Origin of the sequence: Paenibacillus favisporus (assembly GCF_040545415.1) — a bacterium.
Classification (GTDB): domain Bacteria; phylum Bacillota; class Bacilli; order Paenibacillales; family Paenibacillaceae; genus Paenibacillus_AQ; species Paenibacillus_AQ favisporus.
In genome coordinates this window covers 329736-349318 of the sequence record NZ_JBEPLV010000008.1, presented here as the reverse complement: position 1 = coordinate 349318, position 19583 = coordinate 329736, and the positions used below count along the sequence as shown (strand labels likewise).

The window sequence follows — 19583 nt, the reverse complement described above, 5'->3', positions numbered from 1 at the left end:
ATTCCCTCCCCTGCTTACCGTTGCGGCATCGTATTAAAAAAGTTCTTCCCCTCGATCATCCAATACTGTTCCGCTTCCGGCACCAGTTCCAGAAAATCACGATATTCCCCAACCCATCCCTCGGGGACATAATGCTCGAAAGACATCGGTTCCGGGAACAGCGAATACAGCAAGCGGTCGTCGAAATGGACGTAAAGGGCCGGAACAAACTCGAGAACTTCGTCTTGATGCTGAAAAGAGTCCTGCAAATCCATGAGCATTTGAGAGAGCTCCGTTGAAAGCACCCGAAAGTCCGAGATAAGACGAAAAAATTCAGCTGCCGTGGTTTCATCCAGCACTTCAATACCGAAGCGGTCTTCCATTTCCACATTCAAAAACCAGTATTCCCTCTCCGTTATGTACCAGCTCCACTGGTTTCGAAAAACCACACCGACGATAATATTGTGGGCGTATTCAGGCATTAATTTCATGCTGTTCTCCTAACGGTTACAAGATGGTTCTGTCAAAAGACAGGCTCTTTCGTTCATCACTACTATGCTACTCTATTTCCATGATACTCACCGAATCATTCCATGAAATACGTCAAGCGGGTAGAACTCTTTCCGTAACAACCGCCTGGTGATCTGCTTGATGACTTTCGCTTCCCGCAGCTGTTCATCCGGCTGATGGAGAAGCGTATCGATGGCAACCCACCGGCCATCCATAATTTCATCATTCTGTACTCTTAAAGCGTCACCCGCTGCTTCGCCGACAAAATGAAACAGGATCACCTGCTGACCACTGAAGCTTCGAAACGGGTACACACCAGTAACAGCCTTCAGCCGTACGTCCAGTCCAGTCTCCTCCTTAACTTCCCGAACTGCAGTCTCGGCCAAATCTTCTCCTGTCTCCCGCCGCCCTGAAGGAAAGTTCCACAGACCATACGCGGAGGCCTTCTTCTCCTGGATCATGAACACCTCTTCGTTCCGCAGAACGGAAACGCTGGCGACAATGATGTTTTCTTCTGAGCTCATTCCATCTCTCCGTTTATGTTCAATTTTCTCCTCCAAATTCCCGATACCGCATGCTATGATAGCGATGGGCCTATGAATCATAATAGACGAACAGGGGTGATTTGGAGAATGAAAAAAAAGCATTTTACTTTCTCTAAGTGTGATTCTATGTACCGGGATCAGTCTGGGCACCGTCAGTCATGCGCAAGCGGCAGGTCAAGTGAAAAAGTACAAGAACTGCGCTGAATTAAACAAAGATTACAAGGGGGGCGTCGCCCGCTCGGCTTCCGTCAAAAACAAAGGCGGCAAGACCAAATATAAGCCTTATGTTTCTAAGGAGCTCTATGACGCCAACAAAAGCAGAGACCGGGACAAAGATTTCATCGCGTGTGAAAAATAACGAAGATTATGACCAGTATTCTAGCAGCATGATCCCTTAACTATGGGGTCGTGCTTGTTTTCGTTTTGACCCGTTCTAAGATGGCCGCATGACCGGCTCTAGTAAACCAGCTCGCAATCCCGATGCTCCCATACATCAAACAGGTTGCCGTCCAAATCCTCGAGTACGAAAAACTTCCCGTACTTCCCTTCGTCGCTTAGGCTGCCGACCTTGACGTCCCCGGCCTGTAACCGGCTGTGCAGCGACACGATATCGTCCGAAAAAAAGGTGATGACCCAGCGCTTTCTACCGTTCACTTCGAACACCGCTCTCGAATCGTGCTCACTTTGGATCAGATCAAGAATCGGCCGGTTCTCTCTGAACAAACTCAGATAACCGTCGCGCTTATTGCGAATGTTAAATCCGAAATGCTTCACAAACCATTCCGCCGATTTCTCCACGTCTTTCACCGGGATAACATTATAAGCAATCCCTAGAATTCGCCCAGATTCCATATCCGAACCTCCATTTGGAATTTATACCCAAATACATTTTACAAGAATGTATGTTCGCATGTAAAGCAAAAATATTAGATATCCATCTGTAGTCCCGATCCATACTCGTCTCGCTGTCATCTGCCAAAGCCTCGACTACATTTCCCCCGTCGCTATCCACTGCAAAAAGTCAAAGCTCCTCTCCAGACATGCCTGATAGGCTTGGGGAAGGTAGCTTTTGGAGTAAGGGTTCATGAAACCATGCTCCCCTTCGATGACGTGGACGTGCGTGTTCTGACGATGCTCCAATTTTACAACGAGCTCTGATACGTTAAAGGATTTTTCGTTCCTTGCAAAAAATAATAAAGCCGGGCACTTCGGCTCCGTTTCGGCGTAATTGCGAATTCTTGATCCGTAAAATCCGACGATCCCTTCGATTTCGGATACACTGCACAGCCAGGCAATGGTTGCTCCAATGCTGAAGCCGACGATCATGATGCAGTCGTATTGATCCCGGTGATCTCGTACAATTTGCCTCACTTCATCAGCGGCCCGGTCAAAGCCGATCTGGCTCACGAAATAGGAGTAGGCTTCTTCCTCTTGTTCATATGGAAAAGGCTCCCGTTTCAGCAGGTTCGGGGTCAGCACCTTGTAACCCGCCTGGGAGACCTTATCGCCAAAAGCAAGAATATGCTCGTTAAGCCCATAGATTTCATGGAGTATGATGACCAGTGCCTTTCTGGATGTTTGAAAATTCATGTTTGCCATCTCTTTCTATAGTAAATAGGTAGAGCTCTGCTTTTGTGATTAGCTGTAGTCCTCGATAAGAGACAGCTTTCCATCCTTGATCATAAAGATCGACCTTCCTTGTAACCGAATGGTATCCCCAGCCTTTACACCGTCAGGAAGATCTGACGCCAGCACACCTGTGTAATCAATGTCCGCCTCAATCCGGCCGTTTATCTCCCGAAGCTCAAAGATCGTTTGATGCCGGGTCGAAAACAGGGCTGCCGCCTTTTCCGCCAAAGCCCGAAATGACTGCAGTCCTTTCGTTTCCACCGAAACCTCGTTACCGACGATATTTCTGAAAATGACATCCGGATGAAGCACACTTAACATCCCCTCGATGTCAAATGCGTTATAAGCTTCGATATAACGGCGAATGAGCAGCTCGGCATCCTGTTCTAACAGTTTCCGGTAAATCTCTTCATTTTCCTTGTCAAAGCAAACGAACTGCACCTTCTTGATCGAGGTCTGCGGATGAGCCGATAGAAACTCCTTTACCGCACGAATGGCAATCGGCGCTGCCAACGCCTTGGGAAAACCATAGATTCCCGTGCTAATGTTTGGAAAAGCTACGCTTTCCAGCTCGTACTGATCAGCCAGCGCAAGTGATTGGATATAACAGCTGTGCAGCTTGGCCTCTTCCTCATGCTGTCCGCCGTTCCACACGGGCCCCACCGTATGAATAACATATTTGGCCGGCAGCCGGCCAGCCGTCGTGATCACGGCTTCGCCTACGGGGCAGCCTCCCTGTCTAGCCCGGATTTTCTTGCATTCCTCAAGAATTTCGCTCCCGCCGGCACGATGAATGGCCCCGTCGACGCCGCCTCCGCCCAGCAAGCTCGAATTCGCGGCATTCACGATGCCATCCACTTCAGCGCGCGTAATGTCTCCTTGGATGAATTCAATCACGGTAGATTGAAAGTTTCGTGCCATACATCGTTCTCCTTTCCGCCTGAATCATCTCGCGATGGTTCTCTATTCTATTTAACTAGGGCATACATCTTCAAATCCTGATGGACGCCTTTCGTATAAATGCTTTTTCTTAACAGGCCTTCGAACTGCATGCCCGACTTTTCCATGACGCGCGAGGAGCCCACGTTGTCCGGGTGGCAGCGGGCTTCGATCCGCACCAGATCCATCTGGTTCAACCCCAGATCAATGATGCTCTTCACGACTTCGGTCATGTAACCCTGACCCCAAAAGTCCCTTGATATGGCATACCCCAGCTCGGCCTTCGCATGATGCACATCCCAGCCTACAAACCCGCAAGTTCCAACGAGCCTTCCCGAAGCTTTGTCCTGAATTCCCCATGGGGCCACCTGCTGCTGGCTGTACCTCTGGAGAATCCTTTCAATATACCCCCGGGAATCTTCGAGCGATGCATGCGCGTACCAAGTCGTGTATTTGGCCACCTCTTCATCCGAACAATACGCAAATATATCACGGTCGTCCCGGATCGATATTTTACGAAGCACGGTTCTAGCGGTTTCCAGCACGGGAAGGTCGTGATAGACGTTTTCCCCCATTCCGCTCACCCTTTCTGATCGATACGGACCGTTTTTATACGGAGCCGTCCTTATCCATATTTCTGATGTAATCCGCCATACGCCGCATCATTTCCATTCTTGTAAAATGGTATTGTTCGTATAAACCGTGCGCATCTTTGGTACCAAGCAGGCCGTTCAAATCTTTGAACTCATCGGCATTGGTAATCGTCTCGACCAGCTTTTTCCCGATGCCGTGCCCCCTATACTCCTCATCCACAAACACGTCGCACAACCAATACATCGTGGCCCCGTCGGTCACGACCCGCGCAAAACCGACCTGCCTGTCTCCGATATAAGCCCCGTAGCAAATCGAATTTTCGATCGACTTCAGGATTCTTTCTCTTGGCCGTTTATTCGCCCAATAGCTCCGCGACAGAAAATCGCAAACCTTATCCACGTCCAGTTTCGACTTGTCGGTGCTGATCACCAAATCTCCGTCAATATTTTCCATATATATCCACCCTTTATGTATTTAAGGGCAATAGTATCAAGTCTGATTCCAAAGTTCAATCGTTTTTTTTGCAAAACAAAAAGAATAAGGCCCGAGATTTCTCGGGCTTTATTCTTAGGCTTGGGTTCTACGGATCGCCGGGTACGGTTTTCTTTCGGAAAGCCGGCTTTAAGCGCCGCGTACCCTAATGTCATATTCCAATTTAGGGGGTCATCGTATTAATCGTTGTCACGCTGACGCGCGCGGGCTTCGCCGCCTTTTTCACCGATTTTACGGTAAAAGTCCTTGTCATGCGACTCGGCTGTAGCCTCTCCGCCTTTGCGGCCGATTTCCTGATAAAATTCTTTGTCATGATTTTTCGCCGTGGCTTCTCCACCCATACGGCCTCGTTCTTCCGGACTCATTTTGCCATTTTGGTTATTTGCCATGATCAATCACTCCTCTGAATTTTTGGGAATTTCCTTCACGACATGTATTTAACCGCATGAAAAAATATTAAACAGGTTCTCTTCCCGTTTGCCGGTATGAAATTTTTACCTTAACCCAGCTCGACTAACAGAGTATCAGGCATCATTTTCTGTATCACCTTATATTCAAAAAAAGGGCGCATCCCCACTCTATCTGCTGCGGCTTCGTGTATAGCTTCGTAATTCCTCTTTTCTCATTGACAATATCGTTCCTAGATTATTAATATTAATTTGTAAAGTTAACGATAACTTAATAAAAGGAAGTGTGTTGGGCGTTGAAATCCATTGAACAGGAAATCCGCAGGGAATGGACCGAGCATATCCTCCCCTTCTGGGCGGGATTGCGGGATGACCGGCATGGGGGATATTACGGCGAAGTGAGCGTAGACCTGCAAACGGACACTCTGGCTCCCAAGGGAGGGATCGCCACCGCTCGCCAGCTATGGTCTTTTTCCGCAGCCTACCGGGTAACGGGCGAAGAAGTGTGGGCATCCCATGCAAAGCATGCCTATTCGTTTTTGAAGGACCGGCTCATTGACCGGGAGTACGGCGGCATGTACTGGATGGTCGATCATGAGGGACAGCCGCTGGACACGCGCAAGCATGTGTATGCCCAATCTTTCGCCGTCTACTCGCTCAGCGAATACAGCCGGGCCACCGGCGATGCGGAGGCGCTTGAGCTGGCACGCGAGCTTTTTGGGCTGATTGAAGAGAAGGGATACGATACCGGCATTCAGGCTTATAAAGAAGAGTTTGACCGCGAGTGGCATGAGCAGCCAAACGAAATGCTCAGCGAAAATGGAATTAACGCGGACATCACGATGAACACCACCATCCATGTGCTTGAGGCGTATACGACGCTGTATCGCGTATGGCCGGATTCCCGGGTCCGCTCCGCACTGGAGAATTTGCTGTCCATGCTCTACAACCGGATTTACGATCCCGAGAAAAAGCGCCTGAATGTGTTTTTTGACCGCAGCTGGAACTCCCTGCTGGACCTTACCTCGTTTGGCCATGACATTGAGGCCAGCTGGCTCATTGACGATGCGATGAAAGCTATCGGTTCCGACCATGCCGATTACGCGAAGATGGTGGTAGACATCGCTTATCAGATCGCCGATACCGCAGTTTCGGAAGACGGCTCCCTGATGAACGAGCAGCACGGCGACCGCATCGACGATACCCGCATTTGGTGGGTGCAAGCAGAGTCTATGGTCGGTTTCTACAACGCCTATCAGCGGACGGGCGATACCCGTTTTCTGGATCTGATCGACCGGATGTGGACGTATACGAAGACCCATATCATTGACCGTAGAGGCGGCGGCGAATGGTATTGGTCGGTTCAGGCGGACGGGCAGCCGGACCGCCGCGAAATAGCCGGACCTTGGAAGTGCCCTTATCATAACAGCCGATTTTGTATCGAAATGATCGAAAGGATGAATTAAGCATGATCCATGAAAAATATGCCGAGCTGGCTTCCCGCCAGGAGGAACTGTTGTCCCGGCCCAATGAGCGGAATACGGAGTTTTACAACGGAGTCTATGACCGATACAAGTACCCTGTGATCACCCGCCATCACGTGCCGATCCATTGGAGATTTGACCTGGATGCCGAGCGCAATCCGTTCTTTATGGAACGGCTGGGCATTAACGCCACGCTGAACCCGGGAGCTATTTATCACGACGGAAAATATATTCTGGTCGTTCGGACTGAGGGGCTGGACCGCAAGTCCATATTTGCCCTGGCCGAGAGCGGGACCGGAATCGATAACTTCCGCTTCGTGGATCAGCCGCTGGTCTGGGACGATATCGACCCGAACGAAACGAATATGTACGACATGCGCCTCGTCAAGCATGAGGACGGCTGGATTTACGGGATCTACTGCTCGGAGCAAAAGGACCCGGACGCACCGGCTTACGATACATCGAGCGCTGTAGCGCAGGCCGGACTTGTCCGCACCCGGGACCTCAAAACCTGGGAGCGTCTGCCGAACATTCAGACCGGTTCACCGCAGCAGCGGAACGTGGTGCTTCATCCGGAATTCGTGGACGGCAAATATGCGTTCTACACGCGTCCACAGGACGGCTTCATCTCCACCGGTTCGGGCGGTGGCATTGCTTTCGGGTTGTGCGATAACATCCTGAATCCGGTCATTGACCAGGAGACGGTGATCGACGAGCGCCGGTATCATACGGTGTACGAAGTGAAGAACGGCCAAGGGCCGGCTCCCATCAAAACCGACCGCGGCTGGATCCATATCGCCCACGGCGTCCGCAACACGGCGGCGGGTCTTCGCTATGTCCTGTATACCTTTGCGACCAGCTTAGACGATCCTGCCAAGGTTATCGCTAAGCCAGGCGGCCACTTCATCGCACCGTACGATGACGAACGCGTCGGGGACGTCTCGAACGTGATTTTCTGCAACGGAGCCGTCGTCAACGAGAAGAATGAGGTCTTTATTTATTATGCTTCAAGCGATACCCGCATCCATGTGGCCACAACGACGGTAGACCGGCTGGTCGACTACACGTTCAACACGCCGGCGGATGAGTTCCGTTCGCTGGATAATGCGGCCCAACGCGCCAAGCTGATCGCACAGAACGAACAGCTGCTGGGCGAGCGCGCTTAAGTTTTAACCAACACGGTATAACCCCGGCCTCATTTAGATACATCTTTCTTTATTCGCTTGCCAAAGCAGGCTATACTTGTACTATATAATGTATGGAGCGTCCGGCTGCCGCAAGGCAGCCGGAGTTCAATGTAACGGACCTTTTTCGAATAACCAATTGTTGTAAGGAGATGGTGGAATGAACAAGCATATCACCTTGCGGGACATCGCCGAGCGAATGGGCGTCAGCAGCGTCACCGTCTCAAAGGCTTTGAATGACAAGGAAGGCGTCAGCGACGAATTAAAGGAGCGGATCAAGCAGCTCGCGGACGAAATGGGGTACCGCATCAATAAAGTCGCCAAATCGATGAAAGAAGGCTTAACCTATAACATCGGCGTCGTCATTCCCGAGCGTTTTACCGGACAGACGCAGTCTTTTTACCTGAAAGTGTACCAGCAGATTTCGATGGCCCTTGAGCCATACGGCTACGACGGCATTCTGCATATTTTGTCCGCCGAAGACGAGAAGCTGCTCCACCTGCCGCGCATCTACTATGACCGCAAAGTGGACGGATTCATCCTCCTTGGCCAGATCAGCAAACCTTATATCGAAGCGCTGGAGCATATGGAACAGCCGAAGCTGTTTCTCGATTTTTATGACGAGCATTCCGACATCGATTCGGTGACGACCGACAATTTCTACTGCGCCTATGAAATCACGAACTATCTGGTCCAGCAGGGACACCGGAAGATCGGCTACGTCGGCAATCTGTATTCGACCAGCAGCATCCAGGACCGGTACCTGGGTTACTATAAATCTTTGCTCGAGCACCGAATCCCGTTGAACGACCGCTGGATCGTCAATGACCGTGATGAGGAAGGAACGCTGATCGATATGGAACTGCCGGAGGATATGCCTACCGCCTTCGTCTGCAACTGTGACCGGGTTGCCCATTTGCTCGTCCTCAAGCTCAAATCGCAGGGTTACCGTGTACCCGAGGACTGCTCAGTGGTCGGGTTTGATAATGATGTGTTCGCTACCCTGACTGAACCGCATCTGACGACGGTAGAGGTCGATACGCCGCAAATGGCCCAGACCGCCGTCCATTCACTGCTGAAGAAAATCAGCTCGCCGGAAATGCGCTTCGGCCGCGTTCTTGTTCAAGGCAAAATCATTTACAGAAACTCCGTGAAGAAAGCGGGCTCTACAGATTGACTCAGACCGTGATCCCACCTTACGGTGCTGCGGCATGCTGATCTTCCGCTTCGCTATGCATCCGATTTCGGTGGCGTCCAGCCGGTCGCTTGCGACCAATCGTGCGCTCTCTGCAGAATCTCCCATACAACAGGCCCTTTCCCCTCCACATATTTCTCGCGTTCGTGCTGAAACCGCTGCATCAGGCGGTGCTTCTCGGCCGCATAACGCCGGCAGTCTTGGGGATGCTCGCGCAGGTAGTCCCGGAACAATAGGGTCAGCTGCTCGGACCAGCTCCCTGCCTGCCGCACATGGATATGCGTTCTGCGGGTGCCGGGAACTTCACGAAAGTACTTTTTCGTCAGGTCGGGATTATCCTCCCTGTGCACAAAACCCACAGACTCGATCTTGTCCCGGTAATGCGCGACATCCTGCAATGCCGCTACCGACACCTGAACATCAATGATCGGCTTCGCATCCATCCCGGGAATAGAGGTCGATCCCACATGGTCGATTCGCACGGCCGCCTCCCCCAAGGCTCCTCTTAATTTCATCCCCAATTCAGAAAAGAGATGTCTCCACGCCGGATCATACGGCGCAATTCTCCACTGGTTTTCCATATCTGGCTCCTTTCCTGGCGACACAAAAGAGAGGAATCCACGCGGACGCCTCTCTGTCTTCATTTGTATCGGATGCACGCCGGCGTTATTCCCTGCTGCGGTCGCTTAATTTTTCGCTGATCTCCCGCAAGGTTTGCTGCAGCGCATCCATCTTCTTCAGGCTTGCATATTGGTTACTGATGATGGCAACCAGAGCGATCAGCAGGATGACAAACAAAAATAGCATGTGATCGTCCTCCAATCGTTATAACTGCTGCTCCAAGTTATTCTTAGACACTCCATTCTGTATCCTGCCGCAAAATGGAGTACATCCGTTGATCCACAAACTGCCCCTTAATCTTCAGCTGCTCCCGGAGCACTCCCTCGAAGCTCATCCCGAGCTTCTCCATCACCCGGTAAGACCCCGGATTGCTGGCGTTGCATCTGGCTTCCAGCCGATGGAATCCTGCTTGGACAAAAGCGTAATGCACGATCTCCCTCGTAGCTTCCGTGACGAACCCCTGACTCCAATAAGCTCTGGCCAACGCATAACCAATCTCGGCTTTTTCATGCACCGGATCAACATGGATGAGGCCAGTTCTGCCTATCAGTTTACCACTGGCTTTCTCGATAATCCCCCAATGGATTGCCTGCTTCATGTCAAACCTTTGATTGACTCTGTTTAGGTAATCGATGGTCTCCTCTATGGAATGATGCCGGTCCCACACGGTTTCAGCCGACACATCTGGATTGCTGGCGAGCTCAAAGTAATCAGCAGCATCAGAGAGTTCCAGTCTTCGAATCCGAAGCCTCGCCGTTTCAAATATAGGGGGACTCGAAAATAGTTTTCCCACATCCATCATCCAGGGGCCTCCCCATTCTAAGCGCTTCTATTAGGTATTAGCTCCAAACCACCTTCAAGTACTTTCGAAATAATTCATCCAGCAACGGCGTCGGATCTTGGAGTTCTGTTTTAAAGTCCTTCAAAAAATCGATTATGTGCTCAATTTCGGCTTCGATAAAGTCATTGATGCGATCGATCCGCTTTTCATAGTCCAGTTCCTCCCCAGCCATCTTGCGGCTTAAGAGCGAATGAACTTCTTCTAAAAGGGACTCATCCGAAATTAAATCCGCAACGAGATCCTGAAAGAGAATCGGAGGACTCGTGTTATACTTTTCGATCCATTTACATGCCAGAATAGGCCGCAGCACATAGAAGTATTTTTTAATCTTCACATGCTCACCGCGCAAATACTCCCGGAAATTCCCTTGGGCCATACTTAGATAATGGTGCATGGAGGCTTTGGGAGAAAACACCTTCTCTTTGATGTCTAACAATTCGTCTTTAAATCCATAGTTTTCATCATAAACGATGTCAGAAACGAGCCACTCCAACAGCGGAGGATTGGACTTTCTAAACAGCTTCAGCGCTTTTCGGATGTCCCACCCGTTGATATCCAGCATATCGTTGATCGGCAGTTCGATAACGTCCCTTTTATCATCGATAGACAGGTACCATTCGGGTCTGTTCACATAGACAAAACGAACATCGTAGTCGCTGTCTTTGGAAGGAAAACCCCATGCACGGCTTCCTGATTCCACAGCGAAAAGAATCTTCACCTGATGCTTCTGTTCAATTTCTGCTAAATTCTGTTTTATGATCTCTTTCACTGTTTGCCTCCTTCCGTCACGTTTGAAAGGAATACTCTGCATTTTGATGCGTTTCAATCGACATCTAGAAGAAATCTTCGAGGAGGTCCTGCCTCCTGCTCAGCTTCAAAATAAGATAGCCGTTCCCCGCAAACAAGGATGGATGGTTGCCCAAATCCAACAGCAGCCTGGAGGGCTTCAAGCAAGGGCAGCTTTTTTCCATCAATTTCAACATTCCACGAAATGCAGTAGGAAACATTGTCTGCCTTATGATTCAGCAATATTTCGTAAATACGCTGAACATCCGAATTGGGTTTGGGAATTTCTATCATACGCCGAAGAATGAAGAGGTCTTCATATCGATGCGAAAATCGGCTTAATGCATGCTTTCGTTTCTTTTCCGAACTAAGCTCGTAGATCAGTCTCTCTCGAACTTCTTTCCGGCAAAATCGCTTGATAAAGTCTGCCTCAATTCCCCTGTCCATTGCCGCTCCCCTTGCTCTATACGTCCACCCGATAATTGAGATGCAGCTCGTCCCCCGGAAGGCCGCGAATTCCCCAATTCGCTTTCGGTGTTTCAAAAATCGTAATTTCCAGGTCCGAAACGCCGATCCCCAAGGCGGGAATTTTTTCGAAAAGAAGCTGGATCAGCTGCTTTTTCGCGGCAGCCGATCGTCCTTCGAACATGCTGATTTCAATAATCGTATATTTGTCGGTGCGGTCACCGGGGTAAATGAAGTCTTCTTGATCCATGAAAAAGAATCGGTGAAACCTTTTATCCTGAGGCAGCTGCAGCGCCTCCACGGCACAGGCATGAAGCACATCCGAGAAAGCGCTCTGGATCGGCTTCAGCGTGGAACGCAGACCGAAAATTTTAATTTGAGCCATACGTCTCTCCCCTTCCATGAAAATAGAATCATCCCGGGATACTGATTAGGTTACACGTTAGGAAAAAGAGGCGTCGAGAGATATCTTTCCCCTGTATCGGGCAGCAGGACGACGATCCGTTTATTGTGATACTCCGGTCTTTTGGCCAATTGAACGGCTGCGTACACGGCTGCCCCGGACGAGATGCCTACCAGCAGTCCTTCCCATCTCGACAGCGAACGGGCCGTTTCCAGCGCGTCTTCGTCCTTGACCTGGATGATCTCATCTACGATGGACGGGTTGAAGTTATCCGGAACAAAACCCGCTCCGATGCCTTGAATCTGGTGTGCACCCTTCTTCCCTCCGGACAGAACCGCCGAGGTAAAAGGCTCCACCGCCACGATCCGCACGGATGGATTTCTTTCCTTCAGCACCTCGCCAACGCCAGTGATCGTGCCGCCTGTCCCGACGCCGCTGACGAAAATGTCCACATCTCCGCCGGTATCTCTCCAAATCTCTTCCGCTGTCGTCATCCGGTGAATCGCCGGGTTGGCCGGGTTGTTAAATTGCTGCGGAATAAAAGAGTTCGGGGTGGATGCCGCGATTTCTTCGGCTTTGCGGATGGCACCGCCCATCCCTTCATTCGCCGGTGTCAGCACCAGCTCGGCTCCAAGCGCAAGCAGCAGCTTGCGGCGCTCCAGACTAAAGCTCTCCGGCAAGGTAATAATCAGCTTATAACCGAGAGCCGCTGCCGCAAAAGCCAGGCCTACCCCGGTATTTCCGCTCGTCGGCTCGATGATCACCGAGTCCTTGTTCAGCAGTCCGCGCTCCTCGGCATCCTTGATCATGGCATAACCGATGCGGTCTTTTACGCTGCCTGCCGGGTTAAAATACTCCAGTTTGGCAATGAGGGACGCCTGAAGCTCGTGCTTCTCCATCACATGGCCCAGCTCCAGCAGCGGCGTATTTCCTATAAGTTCAGTTAAGTTCTTGGCGATTGTCATTTCCGTTAACACTCCTGAGTATAAAATCCAACTTCCTCCGTTGGTCATTACTTCAAGTTATCATTTCCGGAAAATAAAAACAATCCATGCGACCCGTGAAGCACCTAAGACAAGCTGCTTATCCGCGCTGTCCTGGTTATACCTCAACAATACCGGCGGCTTGATAGGGGTAGTCGATCTGCTTTTTCACAAGCTGCGCCGCTTCTGCTCCTGCGAATAGTTCAATGACGTATACGCCCAGATCAATCGAGGTGGCCACCCCGCCGGCCGTGATGAGATGGCCATCTTTTACAATCCGGGCTTGAACCACCTCTTCGCAGTAAGGCTGCAGCAAGTCGTAGACGTTGGGATGGGTCGTAGCTTTCCGTCCTTTTAAAAACCCCGCAGCTCCCCACAGCAGCGAACCCGTGCATACGGACACTTTGAATTCCGCCGATTCAGCCGTCCGAATCCAGTCGATAAAATCCGCATCCTCCCGCAGCTTTCTCGTTCCCATTCCCCCAGGAATGAACACCAGGTCATACGCCGATAAATCCGGCCGGATGACATTCACGCTGACCCGCATCCCCAGCTCATCCGTCACTTCCTCCGTTAAGCCGCAAATGTACCATGTCGTATCTTTCGTTGGCTCAAACTGCCGCAAGCGGTAGATGACATCATAAAAGCCGACAAAATCCAGAAACGTAACGCCATTGAACAAGACCAGCGCAATTTTCAAACCGAATCATCCTCTCAGAAAGGGCAGCCTAGGATTACAGCTATCTGAAACGAACCCCGGGCTCTTCTATATTTTTGAACTGCTCAACGCCGTATGGGAGGCAGCATATTCTTCTTTCAGCAAGCCGTAGATCTCCAAATCGACAACGCCTTTACCCGACCAGACGGTCGCCTGCCTTAACGTGCCTTCCAGCATAAAACCGTTCTTCTGCAGCACGCGCTTGGAAGCACCGTTCGCCGGCATCACTTCGGCCTGCAGCCGATTGACCCCCGCCTGTTCGAATAAATAGCCGGTCAGCAGCTGCACCGCTTTCGTGGCGATGCCCCGCCCCCAATAATCTTCATTTAAAAAGTAGCCGATGGACATCATATTCACTTTGGAGTTGATATCATACACTTCGGCAATACCGGCCAGCTTTCGGGAGGAGTCCGGGATAAAGATGCCCCACTTCACTCTCGATTTTTTGTTATAGTCGCGTTCGAAATGCCCGATCATCTTTTTCACCGTATCTTTATTGTGCTTGGGGATGACTCCGCAGTAGTCAAACACGCGGTCGTTGGAATAAATTTCGTATAGGCCATCTAGATGGGCCGGTTCGATTTTACCCAGCTCAATGCTGTCGTTGTGTAAGGTAGGAAAGGTGTCGAATAGCGTGTCTGTATTCAAATTCGTGGGCCTCCTTGTGGGGGTTAACTAAAGTTGAAATGATAATCGTAGACTTGTTCCTATTTGCCCGTTAATGCTCGATAAGCAAACTTTCCTATGATAAACAACATCACGCCGGCTCCAAAAAATCCGATGACCTCTAAGATCCCTTGCGCGCTGAGGGTCATCCCGAAAACGACCTGCTTCTCCAATACCTCGACGGATGTATCCGATTTTAAGAGACTTGGAATGTAGTGCAGTGTCTTGTAGTAACCCCAGCCCGCCTGAACTCCAAAGTAGAGCAGCAGTGAGGCCGCCGAAAAAATGATAGATTGCAGCAGGGTCCTTCTCATCGGAACGTCGCCCCCTTTTCAGTCGAAGTTAGGTGCTGCCAGTTCAGCAACCTGGCGAATCACGTCACCGGCATCATCACCGTTCCGGATCACAAAGAAATGATCCGCTTCCTCCGCCGTAGGCTCTATGACGCCGCTGTCCGGAGACTCCGCCTGCTGCCGATCCAAAACTGCTTTAAAGGAAGAAGATTTACTGAAGATGGAAGTGCTGCGCTGGCTGTGAGCTACCCTTTCTTGAAGGACCGCATCCGGAAGGTCAAAATAAACGACAACCGTCGTAAACCCGTGGTTTCGGTAATAATCGATCAGTTTGAGGCGGGCATGGCGATGGCGGTTAGAGTTGCACAGGATGAGATGATAGGAGGTCTGGTTTACCGCATAATCCACAATGGTTTGAGTCACAGCGTATTTGATCCGATTAGGTCCTTGTTTTGGCAGCAAAGCCCGGTAGTGGGTATTGATAAAGTCCGCATGGTTGTCCTGATCAATGATCAGGGAGTTCGGCAGCTGTCCTTCCAAGGCTTGGGCAAACGTCGATTTACCGCTGTGGGTTACCCCTACGGTCAGGATGACGAGCCTCTTCACTGCGGCTGCTCCTTAGGCTGATAAGCTCCCAGCTCATTTCCGAACGGATCGACGAATTTGATGACCCAACCGAATCCGTGATCTTCGTACTGCCTGATATGTACTTCGTTGTCCTGCAAGGTATCGTGCAGGCGTTCGATCTGCCGGGTGATAAACATGAATGACGGCATCGGAAATTCATCTTCCGCCAGCCAAAATGTCCGCTCATTTTTTGTGCTGCGGTGCAGCATGAGAACCGGACCGGAGTTGAATTTTAACCAAGCCGCGTGATCGTACACCGTCATCACTTCAAGACCCAGCACTTTGTTATACCACTCAACCGCTTGCGGAATATCCTGCACCGGCAATTGCACGTGATCGACGTTCTCTACGAGATGTTTCAAAACATTTCCTCCCTTCATTATTCACGGATCAACCATGTTTTGGCTTAGTAATATTTCAATAATTCCTTGTCGATCTCATCAATATAACCGATGTCTTCTTGACCATCCCAGAATACAATTCTGCTCGCTTCATTATTGATGACAAAAGGCCTCTCCTGATCAATATCCGCGCAAAATAATCCACCGTATTCAATCCTGCCGTCCTTTAACCGGAACTTCATCATTCCTCTAAATGCAACACGATTCGAGGTTTGATTGGTCTCCTCAGCCATCTCGCGTATAGCGCATTCCCGAAGGGATTCGCCAGGCTCCAACATTCCCCCGGGTAACTCCCAGTGATTTTTCCATGTATTATGGAGCAGCAAAAATCCGTCCTTATTCCTGGCAACGACCAAGGCGTGAGTTATCGGAAAATCCAGGTTCATTTGGGCTGCTTCCTCTTCGGATACGGGCAGAAATTCGTCAAACACATCCCCATTTTGATTGATACAAATTGGCATCCTGATCCTCCCTTTCATGAGATATAACGAAAACTCAATGGAAACCATGCTTATTAGCTGCTACAGTCTCAGTCCCCTTTAAAAATCTCCCCAAGCTTGATCTCATCATAGGAATGAACCGTGATATCCGCTTGGTCCAGGTTCTGGTTCCCCGAGTTCGGATTCAGATATCCAATACACATCATGCCAGCCTTCTTGGCGGCGATCACCCCGTTTCTTGAATCTTCAAGGACGACGCAATTCTGCGGGTCGACTCCGAGCTGCTTTGCTGTCTCGAGGTAAATATCGGGTGCGGGTTTTCCTTTTGGAACCTCTTCACCGCTGACCACGGTCTTAAAAAAATGGCTCAGCCCGAATTTCCCAAGAACACCTTCAATAAAAATCCTCGGGGAAGACGAAGCGACCGCCATCGGAATATTCCGCTGCTTAAGTTGAGCAATCAGCTCCCGAATGCCTTCTATAGGCTCTATTTCGAGATTATTGAGAATATTCATTTTCAGATTCAGTTGATACTCAATCATTTCCTGAATCGTATGCACCAAGTTGTGCTCCTGCCTGAAAATGCCCAGCATCTCGGGATTCGTCATCCCGACAAACCGCTCGAGCTCCTGCTCCGTTGTTTTCACACCAAAGTAATCCAATGTCTTAATATCCACGTCAAAATGAATCGGTTCGCTGTCAATAATGACTCCATCCATATCGAAAATAAATGCGCTGTTCATGAAGTTCCTCCCTTTTGTCCAACCTGCAGTTATATTGCTTTACATTACTGTAACAACCCAAACTTATGCTTCAAATAATACATGATTCCAGCCCGGTCCACATCGGAAAACTGTCTTGGTTCCTCTTTCATCATTCTCTGGATTTCCTCGACCGGTCTCCAACCGGCATCCGCCGCTTCATCGCCATTTCGCAGCAACGTTCCCTCAGCCCTGCATAAAAAGTACATGCCTATCGAATCTACCGGACCTTTGATGGTCTGGTATACACAATATGGTTCGACGCACTCCACCTCAAACCCTGGGTTGATCCCAGCCGTATTGATCCTTTTCTCGCTGCCTTCGACTTCGACGATCGTGAGCCCTGTCTCTTCTCGCACTTCGCGTTTTAATCCATCCAGGATCGGTTCAAAGAGCTCCAGTCTCCCTCCCGGCAATTCCAACGATTCTTCGCCCGGCTTGGTGCGGGTCTGAAGAATGATCTCCGTTTGGTTGCGGTGAACGCGTTCAATGATGGCTCTCGCATTAACGAAAAACATAACGCTCTCCTCCTCGTTGATCCGTCTCGCTACTTCAAAATGATTCGGACCATTTCCTTTAATGTCTTTACGGATCTTTATAATTGTTCGCGTTCCTTACAATCCTTCAAATGCGCACCTACAAAAAGATCAAATCCTAAATTGCATCATCTTTGATACATATTTTTTTTGTGTTATTATATATGTAATAAAGACCAAGTGCTGGTAACACTTGGTCCATACAACTGGCTTGGATGGGGTTCCCCTTCTTAGTCAGTATAAAGGAAAAAAACCCACCTTTTGCTTCCAACCTTTGGGTGGGTTTTTACTTTTTCTTGTTGTTATTATTGATGTATGTTAAAAGAGCAAGAATGAACGTCCCAAATAGGAACATGATCGTTAATGCGTCTTTTACTTCCATGGCTTCACCTCCTTTCGAAGGGAAACCATGCCCACCCAAGATTCAATTGTAGTTATATTTTACCTTTTATTACATATACGCACAAGCGTTCCCATCACTTTCTCCAGGATTGTTAATCCTTAAAATTCTTATGAAAATTCCCCAAACAGCTGCTCCTTGAGCCTCTCTCTTACATCCACATTCGCCTGATCTAACATCTGCTTCAGCCGCACAGCATGCCAAGAAATATACCAAGGATCCATCCTGGAGCCCTTGTCAAAAAAATCTGGAGGATAATCAGATGACTCTAAATCCCTCTCCTCTCCCGGCCCAAAATACTCAAATACATACGGAAAGCCCTCTTTTTCTATTAAATCGTCAACGACTTGTTCAATTCGCTCCCGGTTAATGGTGTCAACGATAATGACCGGCGTGGATGCACACCAATAGGCTCCATCGAGGCATGCTCCGCTCGTTAAATAATCTTTTCTCATGGATTCGATGCATGGGATTGTATAGAAATTCGATATCCAACGTGTTGCGTCTGGAAAAGTAACCACTACATCCACATGAGCCTGTTCCGGATCGTTAATCCAGTTTTCTGCGTCAATCCGGATATGTCTTTTCTTCACAATCATCCTGCCCTCCTCCAATTCCTATGACTCGATTGTCTCTCACTACCCCACCGCAACAACCACACTCGTCACGAGCAATAACACAGAGACGGGCGCCCAGATCCTTCTTTCCCATTTGCTTCGAGTAATCAGGTTCAGCACGGTTGAAATCGCTGAAAAAGCAACCACAAACCAGATCGCTTTGTCGGCAAACCCATCCCACGACGGAACGAATAAGCCCGACCTGCTCAGCACGATCGACGCGATGGCGAGAAGAACGATAGCCTGGACAATCGCCCCCACTCGCATACCCGGCGGATATTTCCCCGGAAACTTTCCACCCATCGCATAACTTCCCCATGGCATTCCTAATGCCAAAGCCAGTTGAAAAAGCACCACAGTTAAAGTCAAAATCGTGAATACCATCGCCGATATGGATACCAACACGGTGATCCCACCCCTCTCAACTGAAGTCTACTGGGTGAAAATCCGCTTCTTCCTCTGACGGTGTGAGCCATGTCATCGAAAGTATTCTTTTCCGGTCTGTGCTGCCCTTAGACCTCGAACCAAAAACGGTTCAAGACATTTCCGTCTTCCTCAATAAAGTCTTGGTCCGGAATCCCGCCATTGTTGAGGATCGTCTTCTTGGAGCCTATATTATAGGCATCGCAGACCACCAACACTTTATGTATTCCAAGCTTCTTGGCTTCTTGAAGGGCTAAGGAGAGCAATTCGGTGGCGTAGCCTTTTTGCCTTTCCGAAGGACGGATCCCATATCCGATATGTCCGCTGCTTTCCAATAATTTTTCATTAAGCTCATGTCGTATATTTACGGCTCCTACGATCCGATTCGTCTCCGTCACCAGCCACAACGTGGAGTTCCTTACATGTCCATCCGGCAGGTCCTTGCCTTGTTCATTGTCCTCTAAAACCCGGATCATCCCCGCAAAATCCGCAGGATCCTTCGAAACTACCCAAGGCACAACCGGTTCGTTGCTTTCCTTCCAGTCCAGATAAAAAGAGAGGTACTCCTCTTGCAGTTCTGCCGTAGGTTTGATTAATCGTACATTCATCTCAGTTGCTCTCCTCATTCACATTTGTTTTATCGT

General features: G+C 49.7%; 31 protein-coding genes and 1 pseudogene. 4 read left to right on the top strand and 28 right to left on the bottom strand.

The genetic code is table 11. The annotated features are described in order from the left end of the window. Nucleotides 1-14: 14 nt before the first annotated feature. Entirely contained in the window at nucleotides 15-470 is a 456-nt protein-coding gene (locus ABID47_RS30455; protein WP_354502570.1) for a hypothetical protein, read from the bottom strand. 87 nt (nucleotides 471-557) lie between these two features. Further along, nucleotides 558-1013, bottom strand: coding sequence for an NUDIX hydrolase (locus ABID47_RS30450; RefSeq protein WP_354502568.1), 456 nt, complete (start codon nucleotides 1011-1013; stop codon nucleotides 558-560). Between the two features lie 139 nt (nucleotides 1014-1152). Here ABID47_RS30450 and ABID47_RS30445 point away from each other — a divergent pair, with 139 nt between their 5' ends. Then, nucleotides 1153-1392 (top strand): excalibur calcium-binding domain-containing protein, encoded by a 240-nt coding sequence (locus ABID47_RS30445; RefSeq protein WP_435530686.1) that lies wholly within the window; start codon nucleotides 1153-1155, stop codon nucleotides 1390-1392. A gap of 98 nt (nucleotides 1393-1490) precedes the next feature. On the opposite strand, the gene ABID47_RS30440 is transcribed toward ABID47_RS30445, so the two are convergent. The 7 genes and pseudogenes from ABID47_RS30440 to ABID47_RS30410 all read right to left on the bottom strand — a co-directional run bounded on the left by ABID47_RS30440 (nucleotide 1491) and on the right by ABID47_RS30410 (nucleotide 5077). Continuing rightward, entirely contained in the window at nucleotides 1491-1886 is a 396-nt protein-coding gene (locus ABID47_RS30440; protein ID WP_089545635.1) for a VOC family protein, read from the bottom strand. A 135-nt stretch (nucleotides 1887-2021) separates the two neighbouring features. Further along, nucleotides 2022-2624, bottom strand: coding sequence for a dienelactone hydrolase family protein (locus tag ABID47_RS30435; RefSeq protein WP_354502566.1), 603 nt, complete (start codon nucleotides 2622-2624; stop codon nucleotides 2022-2024). 48 nt (nucleotides 2625-2672) lie between these two features. Beyond that, nucleotides 2673-3017 carry a nuclear transport factor 2 family protein gene (locus ABID47_RS30430; protein ID WP_354502768.1) on the bottom strand — a complete coding sequence of 115 codons (345 nt, stop codon included), beginning with the start codon at nucleotides 3015-3017 and terminating at the stop codon, nucleotides 2673-2675. Between the two features lie 24 nt (nucleotides 3018-3041). Continuing rightward, nucleotides 3042-3584 (bottom strand): annotated as a pseudogene (locus ABID47_RS30425) (O-acetyl-ADP-ribose deacetylase); the annotation flags it as partial. Between the two features lie 47 nt (nucleotides 3585-3631). Beyond that, entirely contained in the window at nucleotides 3632-4177 is a 546-nt protein-coding gene (locus ABID47_RS30420; protein WP_354502564.1) for a GNAT family N-acetyltransferase, read from the bottom strand. Nucleotides 4178-4211: 34 nt separating this feature from the next. After that, nucleotides 4212-4649 carry a GNAT family N-acetyltransferase gene (locus tag ABID47_RS30415; protein ID WP_354502562.1) on the bottom strand — a complete coding sequence of 146 codons (438 nt, stop codon included), beginning with the start codon at nucleotides 4647-4649 and terminating at the stop codon, nucleotides 4212-4214. Between the two features lie 218 nt (nucleotides 4650-4867). Then, a complete protein-coding gene (locus ABID47_RS30410) occupies nucleotides 4868-5077 on the bottom strand; it encodes a KGG domain-containing protein (protein WP_076173330.1) in 210 nt (69 codons plus the stop codon). Nucleotides 5078-5391: 314 nt separating this feature from the next. Between ABID47_RS30410 and ABID47_RS30405 the strand changes: the two genes are divergently transcribed. The 3 genes from ABID47_RS30405 (at nucleotide 5392) to ABID47_RS30395 (ending at nucleotide 8940) form a co-directional block, all read left to right on the top strand. Then, on the top strand, nucleotides 5392-6561 hold the full coding sequence (locus ABID47_RS30405) for an AGE family epimerase/isomerase (protein ID WP_354502560.1): 1170 nt from the start codon (nucleotides 5392-5394) through the stop codon (nucleotides 6559-6561). 2 nt (nucleotides 6562-6563) lie between these two features. Beyond that, on the top strand, nucleotides 6564-7745 hold the full coding sequence (locus ABID47_RS30400; RefSeq protein WP_354502558.1) for a glycoside hydrolase family 130 protein: 1182 nt from the start codon (nucleotides 6564-6566) through the stop codon (nucleotides 7743-7745). A 178-nt stretch (nucleotides 7746-7923) separates the two neighbouring features. Continuing rightward, entirely contained in the window at nucleotides 7924-8940 is a 1017-nt protein-coding gene (locus ABID47_RS30395) for a substrate-binding domain-containing protein (RefSeq protein ID WP_116232055.1), read from the top strand. 53 nt (nucleotides 8941-8993) lie between these two features. Here ABID47_RS30395 and ABID47_RS30390 read toward each other — a convergent pair whose 3' ends face one another. From ABID47_RS30390 to ABID47_RS30300, 19 genes are all read right to left on the bottom strand, one after another. Beyond that, entirely contained in the window at nucleotides 8994-9539 is a 546-nt protein-coding gene (locus ABID47_RS30390; protein ID WP_354502556.1) for a GrpB family protein, read from the bottom strand. 85 nt (nucleotides 9540-9624) lie between these two features. Next, nucleotides 9625-9765 (bottom strand): hypothetical protein, encoded by a 141-nt coding sequence (locus ABID47_RS30385; protein ID WP_181909093.1) that lies wholly within the window; start codon nucleotides 9763-9765, stop codon nucleotides 9625-9627. Between the two features lie 43 nt (nucleotides 9766-9808). Further along, complete coding sequence (locus tag ABID47_RS30380; protein WP_251673170.1) at nucleotides 9809-10381, bottom strand: GNAT family N-acetyltransferase; 573 nt, start codon at nucleotides 10379-10381, stop codon at nucleotides 9809-9811. Between the two features lie 37 nt (nucleotides 10382-10418). Next, nucleotides 10419-11189, bottom strand: a complete 771-nt coding sequence (locus ABID47_RS30375) for a nucleotidyltransferase domain-containing protein (protein ID WP_354502554.1) — start codon at nucleotides 11187-11189, stop codon at nucleotides 10419-10421. Nucleotides 11190-11242: 53 nt separating this feature from the next. Next, on the bottom strand, nucleotides 11243-11653 hold the full coding sequence (locus tag ABID47_RS30370; protein ID WP_354502552.1) for a hypothetical protein: 411 nt from the start codon (nucleotides 11651-11653) through the stop codon (nucleotides 11243-11245). A gap of 16 nt (nucleotides 11654-11669) precedes the next feature. Further along, nucleotides 11670-12056 (bottom strand): tautomerase family protein, encoded by a 387-nt coding sequence (locus ABID47_RS30365; RefSeq protein ID WP_145025694.1) that lies wholly within the window; start codon nucleotides 12054-12056, stop codon nucleotides 11670-11672. A 50-nt stretch (nucleotides 12057-12106) separates the two neighbouring features. Beyond that, nucleotides 12107-13039 carry a cysteine synthase A gene (gene cysK, locus ABID47_RS30360; protein ID WP_354502550.1) on the bottom strand — a complete coding sequence of 311 codons (933 nt, stop codon included), beginning with the start codon at nucleotides 13037-13039 and terminating at the stop codon, nucleotides 12107-12109. A 136-nt stretch (nucleotides 13040-13175) separates the two neighbouring features. After that, nucleotides 13176-13757 (bottom strand): DJ-1/PfpI family protein, encoded by a 582-nt coding sequence (locus ABID47_RS30355; RefSeq protein ID WP_354502548.1) that lies wholly within the window; start codon nucleotides 13755-13757, stop codon nucleotides 13176-13178. 66 nt (nucleotides 13758-13823) lie between these two features. Next, on the bottom strand, nucleotides 13824-14423 hold the full coding sequence (locus ABID47_RS30350; RefSeq protein ID WP_354502546.1) for a GNAT family N-acetyltransferase: 600 nt from the start codon (nucleotides 14421-14423) through the stop codon (nucleotides 13824-13826). 59 nt (nucleotides 14424-14482) lie between these two features. Further along, nucleotides 14483-14755, bottom strand: coding sequence for a hypothetical protein (locus ABID47_RS30345; RefSeq protein ID WP_354502544.1), 273 nt, complete (start codon nucleotides 14753-14755; stop codon nucleotides 14483-14485). 18 nt (nucleotides 14756-14773) lie between these two features. Then, a complete protein-coding gene (locus ABID47_RS30340) occupies nucleotides 14774-15340 on the bottom strand; it encodes an ATP-binding protein (protein ID WP_354502542.1) in 567 nt (188 codons plus the stop codon). Then, a complete protein-coding gene (locus ABID47_RS30335) occupies nucleotides 15337-15723 on the bottom strand; it encodes a VOC family protein (RefSeq protein WP_354502540.1) in 387 nt (128 codons plus the stop codon). Before ABID47_RS30335 ends, ABID47_RS30340 begins: the two co-directional genes overlap by 4 nt. 44 nt (nucleotides 15724-15767) lie before the next feature. After that, nucleotides 15768-16223 carry an NUDIX hydrolase gene (locus ABID47_RS30330; RefSeq protein ID WP_354502538.1) on the bottom strand — a complete coding sequence of 152 codons (456 nt, stop codon included), beginning with the start codon at nucleotides 16221-16223 and terminating at the stop codon, nucleotides 15768-15770. 68 nt (nucleotides 16224-16291) lie between these two features. Beyond that, nucleotides 16292-16945, bottom strand: a complete 654-nt coding sequence (locus ABID47_RS30325) for an HAD family hydrolase (RefSeq protein WP_145946797.1) — start codon at nucleotides 16943-16945, stop codon at nucleotides 16292-16294. A 44-nt stretch (nucleotides 16946-16989) separates the two neighbouring features. Then, nucleotides 16990-17481, bottom strand: a complete 492-nt coding sequence (locus ABID47_RS30320) for an NUDIX hydrolase (RefSeq protein WP_354502535.1) — start codon at nucleotides 17479-17481, stop codon at nucleotides 16990-16992. 304 nt (nucleotides 17482-17785) lie between these two features. Then, a complete protein-coding gene (comI, locus tag ABID47_RS30315; protein WP_019419116.1) occupies nucleotides 17786-17881 on the bottom strand; it encodes a competence inhibitor ComI in 96 nt (31 codons plus the stop codon). 128 nt (nucleotides 17882-18009) lie between these two features. Continuing rightward, nucleotides 18010-18498, bottom strand: coding sequence for a hypothetical protein (locus ABID47_RS30310; RefSeq protein ID WP_354502533.1), 489 nt, complete (start codon nucleotides 18496-18498; stop codon nucleotides 18010-18012). Between the two features lie 39 nt (nucleotides 18499-18537). Beyond that, on the bottom strand, nucleotides 18538-18921 hold the full coding sequence (locus tag ABID47_RS30305) for a hypothetical protein (protein ID WP_354502531.1): 384 nt from the start codon (nucleotides 18919-18921) through the stop codon (nucleotides 18538-18540). 107 nt (nucleotides 18922-19028) lie between these two features. Next, nucleotides 19029-19547, bottom strand: a complete 519-nt coding sequence (locus tag ABID47_RS30300) for a GNAT family N-acetyltransferase (protein WP_354502529.1) — start codon at nucleotides 19545-19547, stop codon at nucleotides 19029-19031. Between the last annotated feature and the right edge of the window lie 36 nt (nucleotides 19548-19583).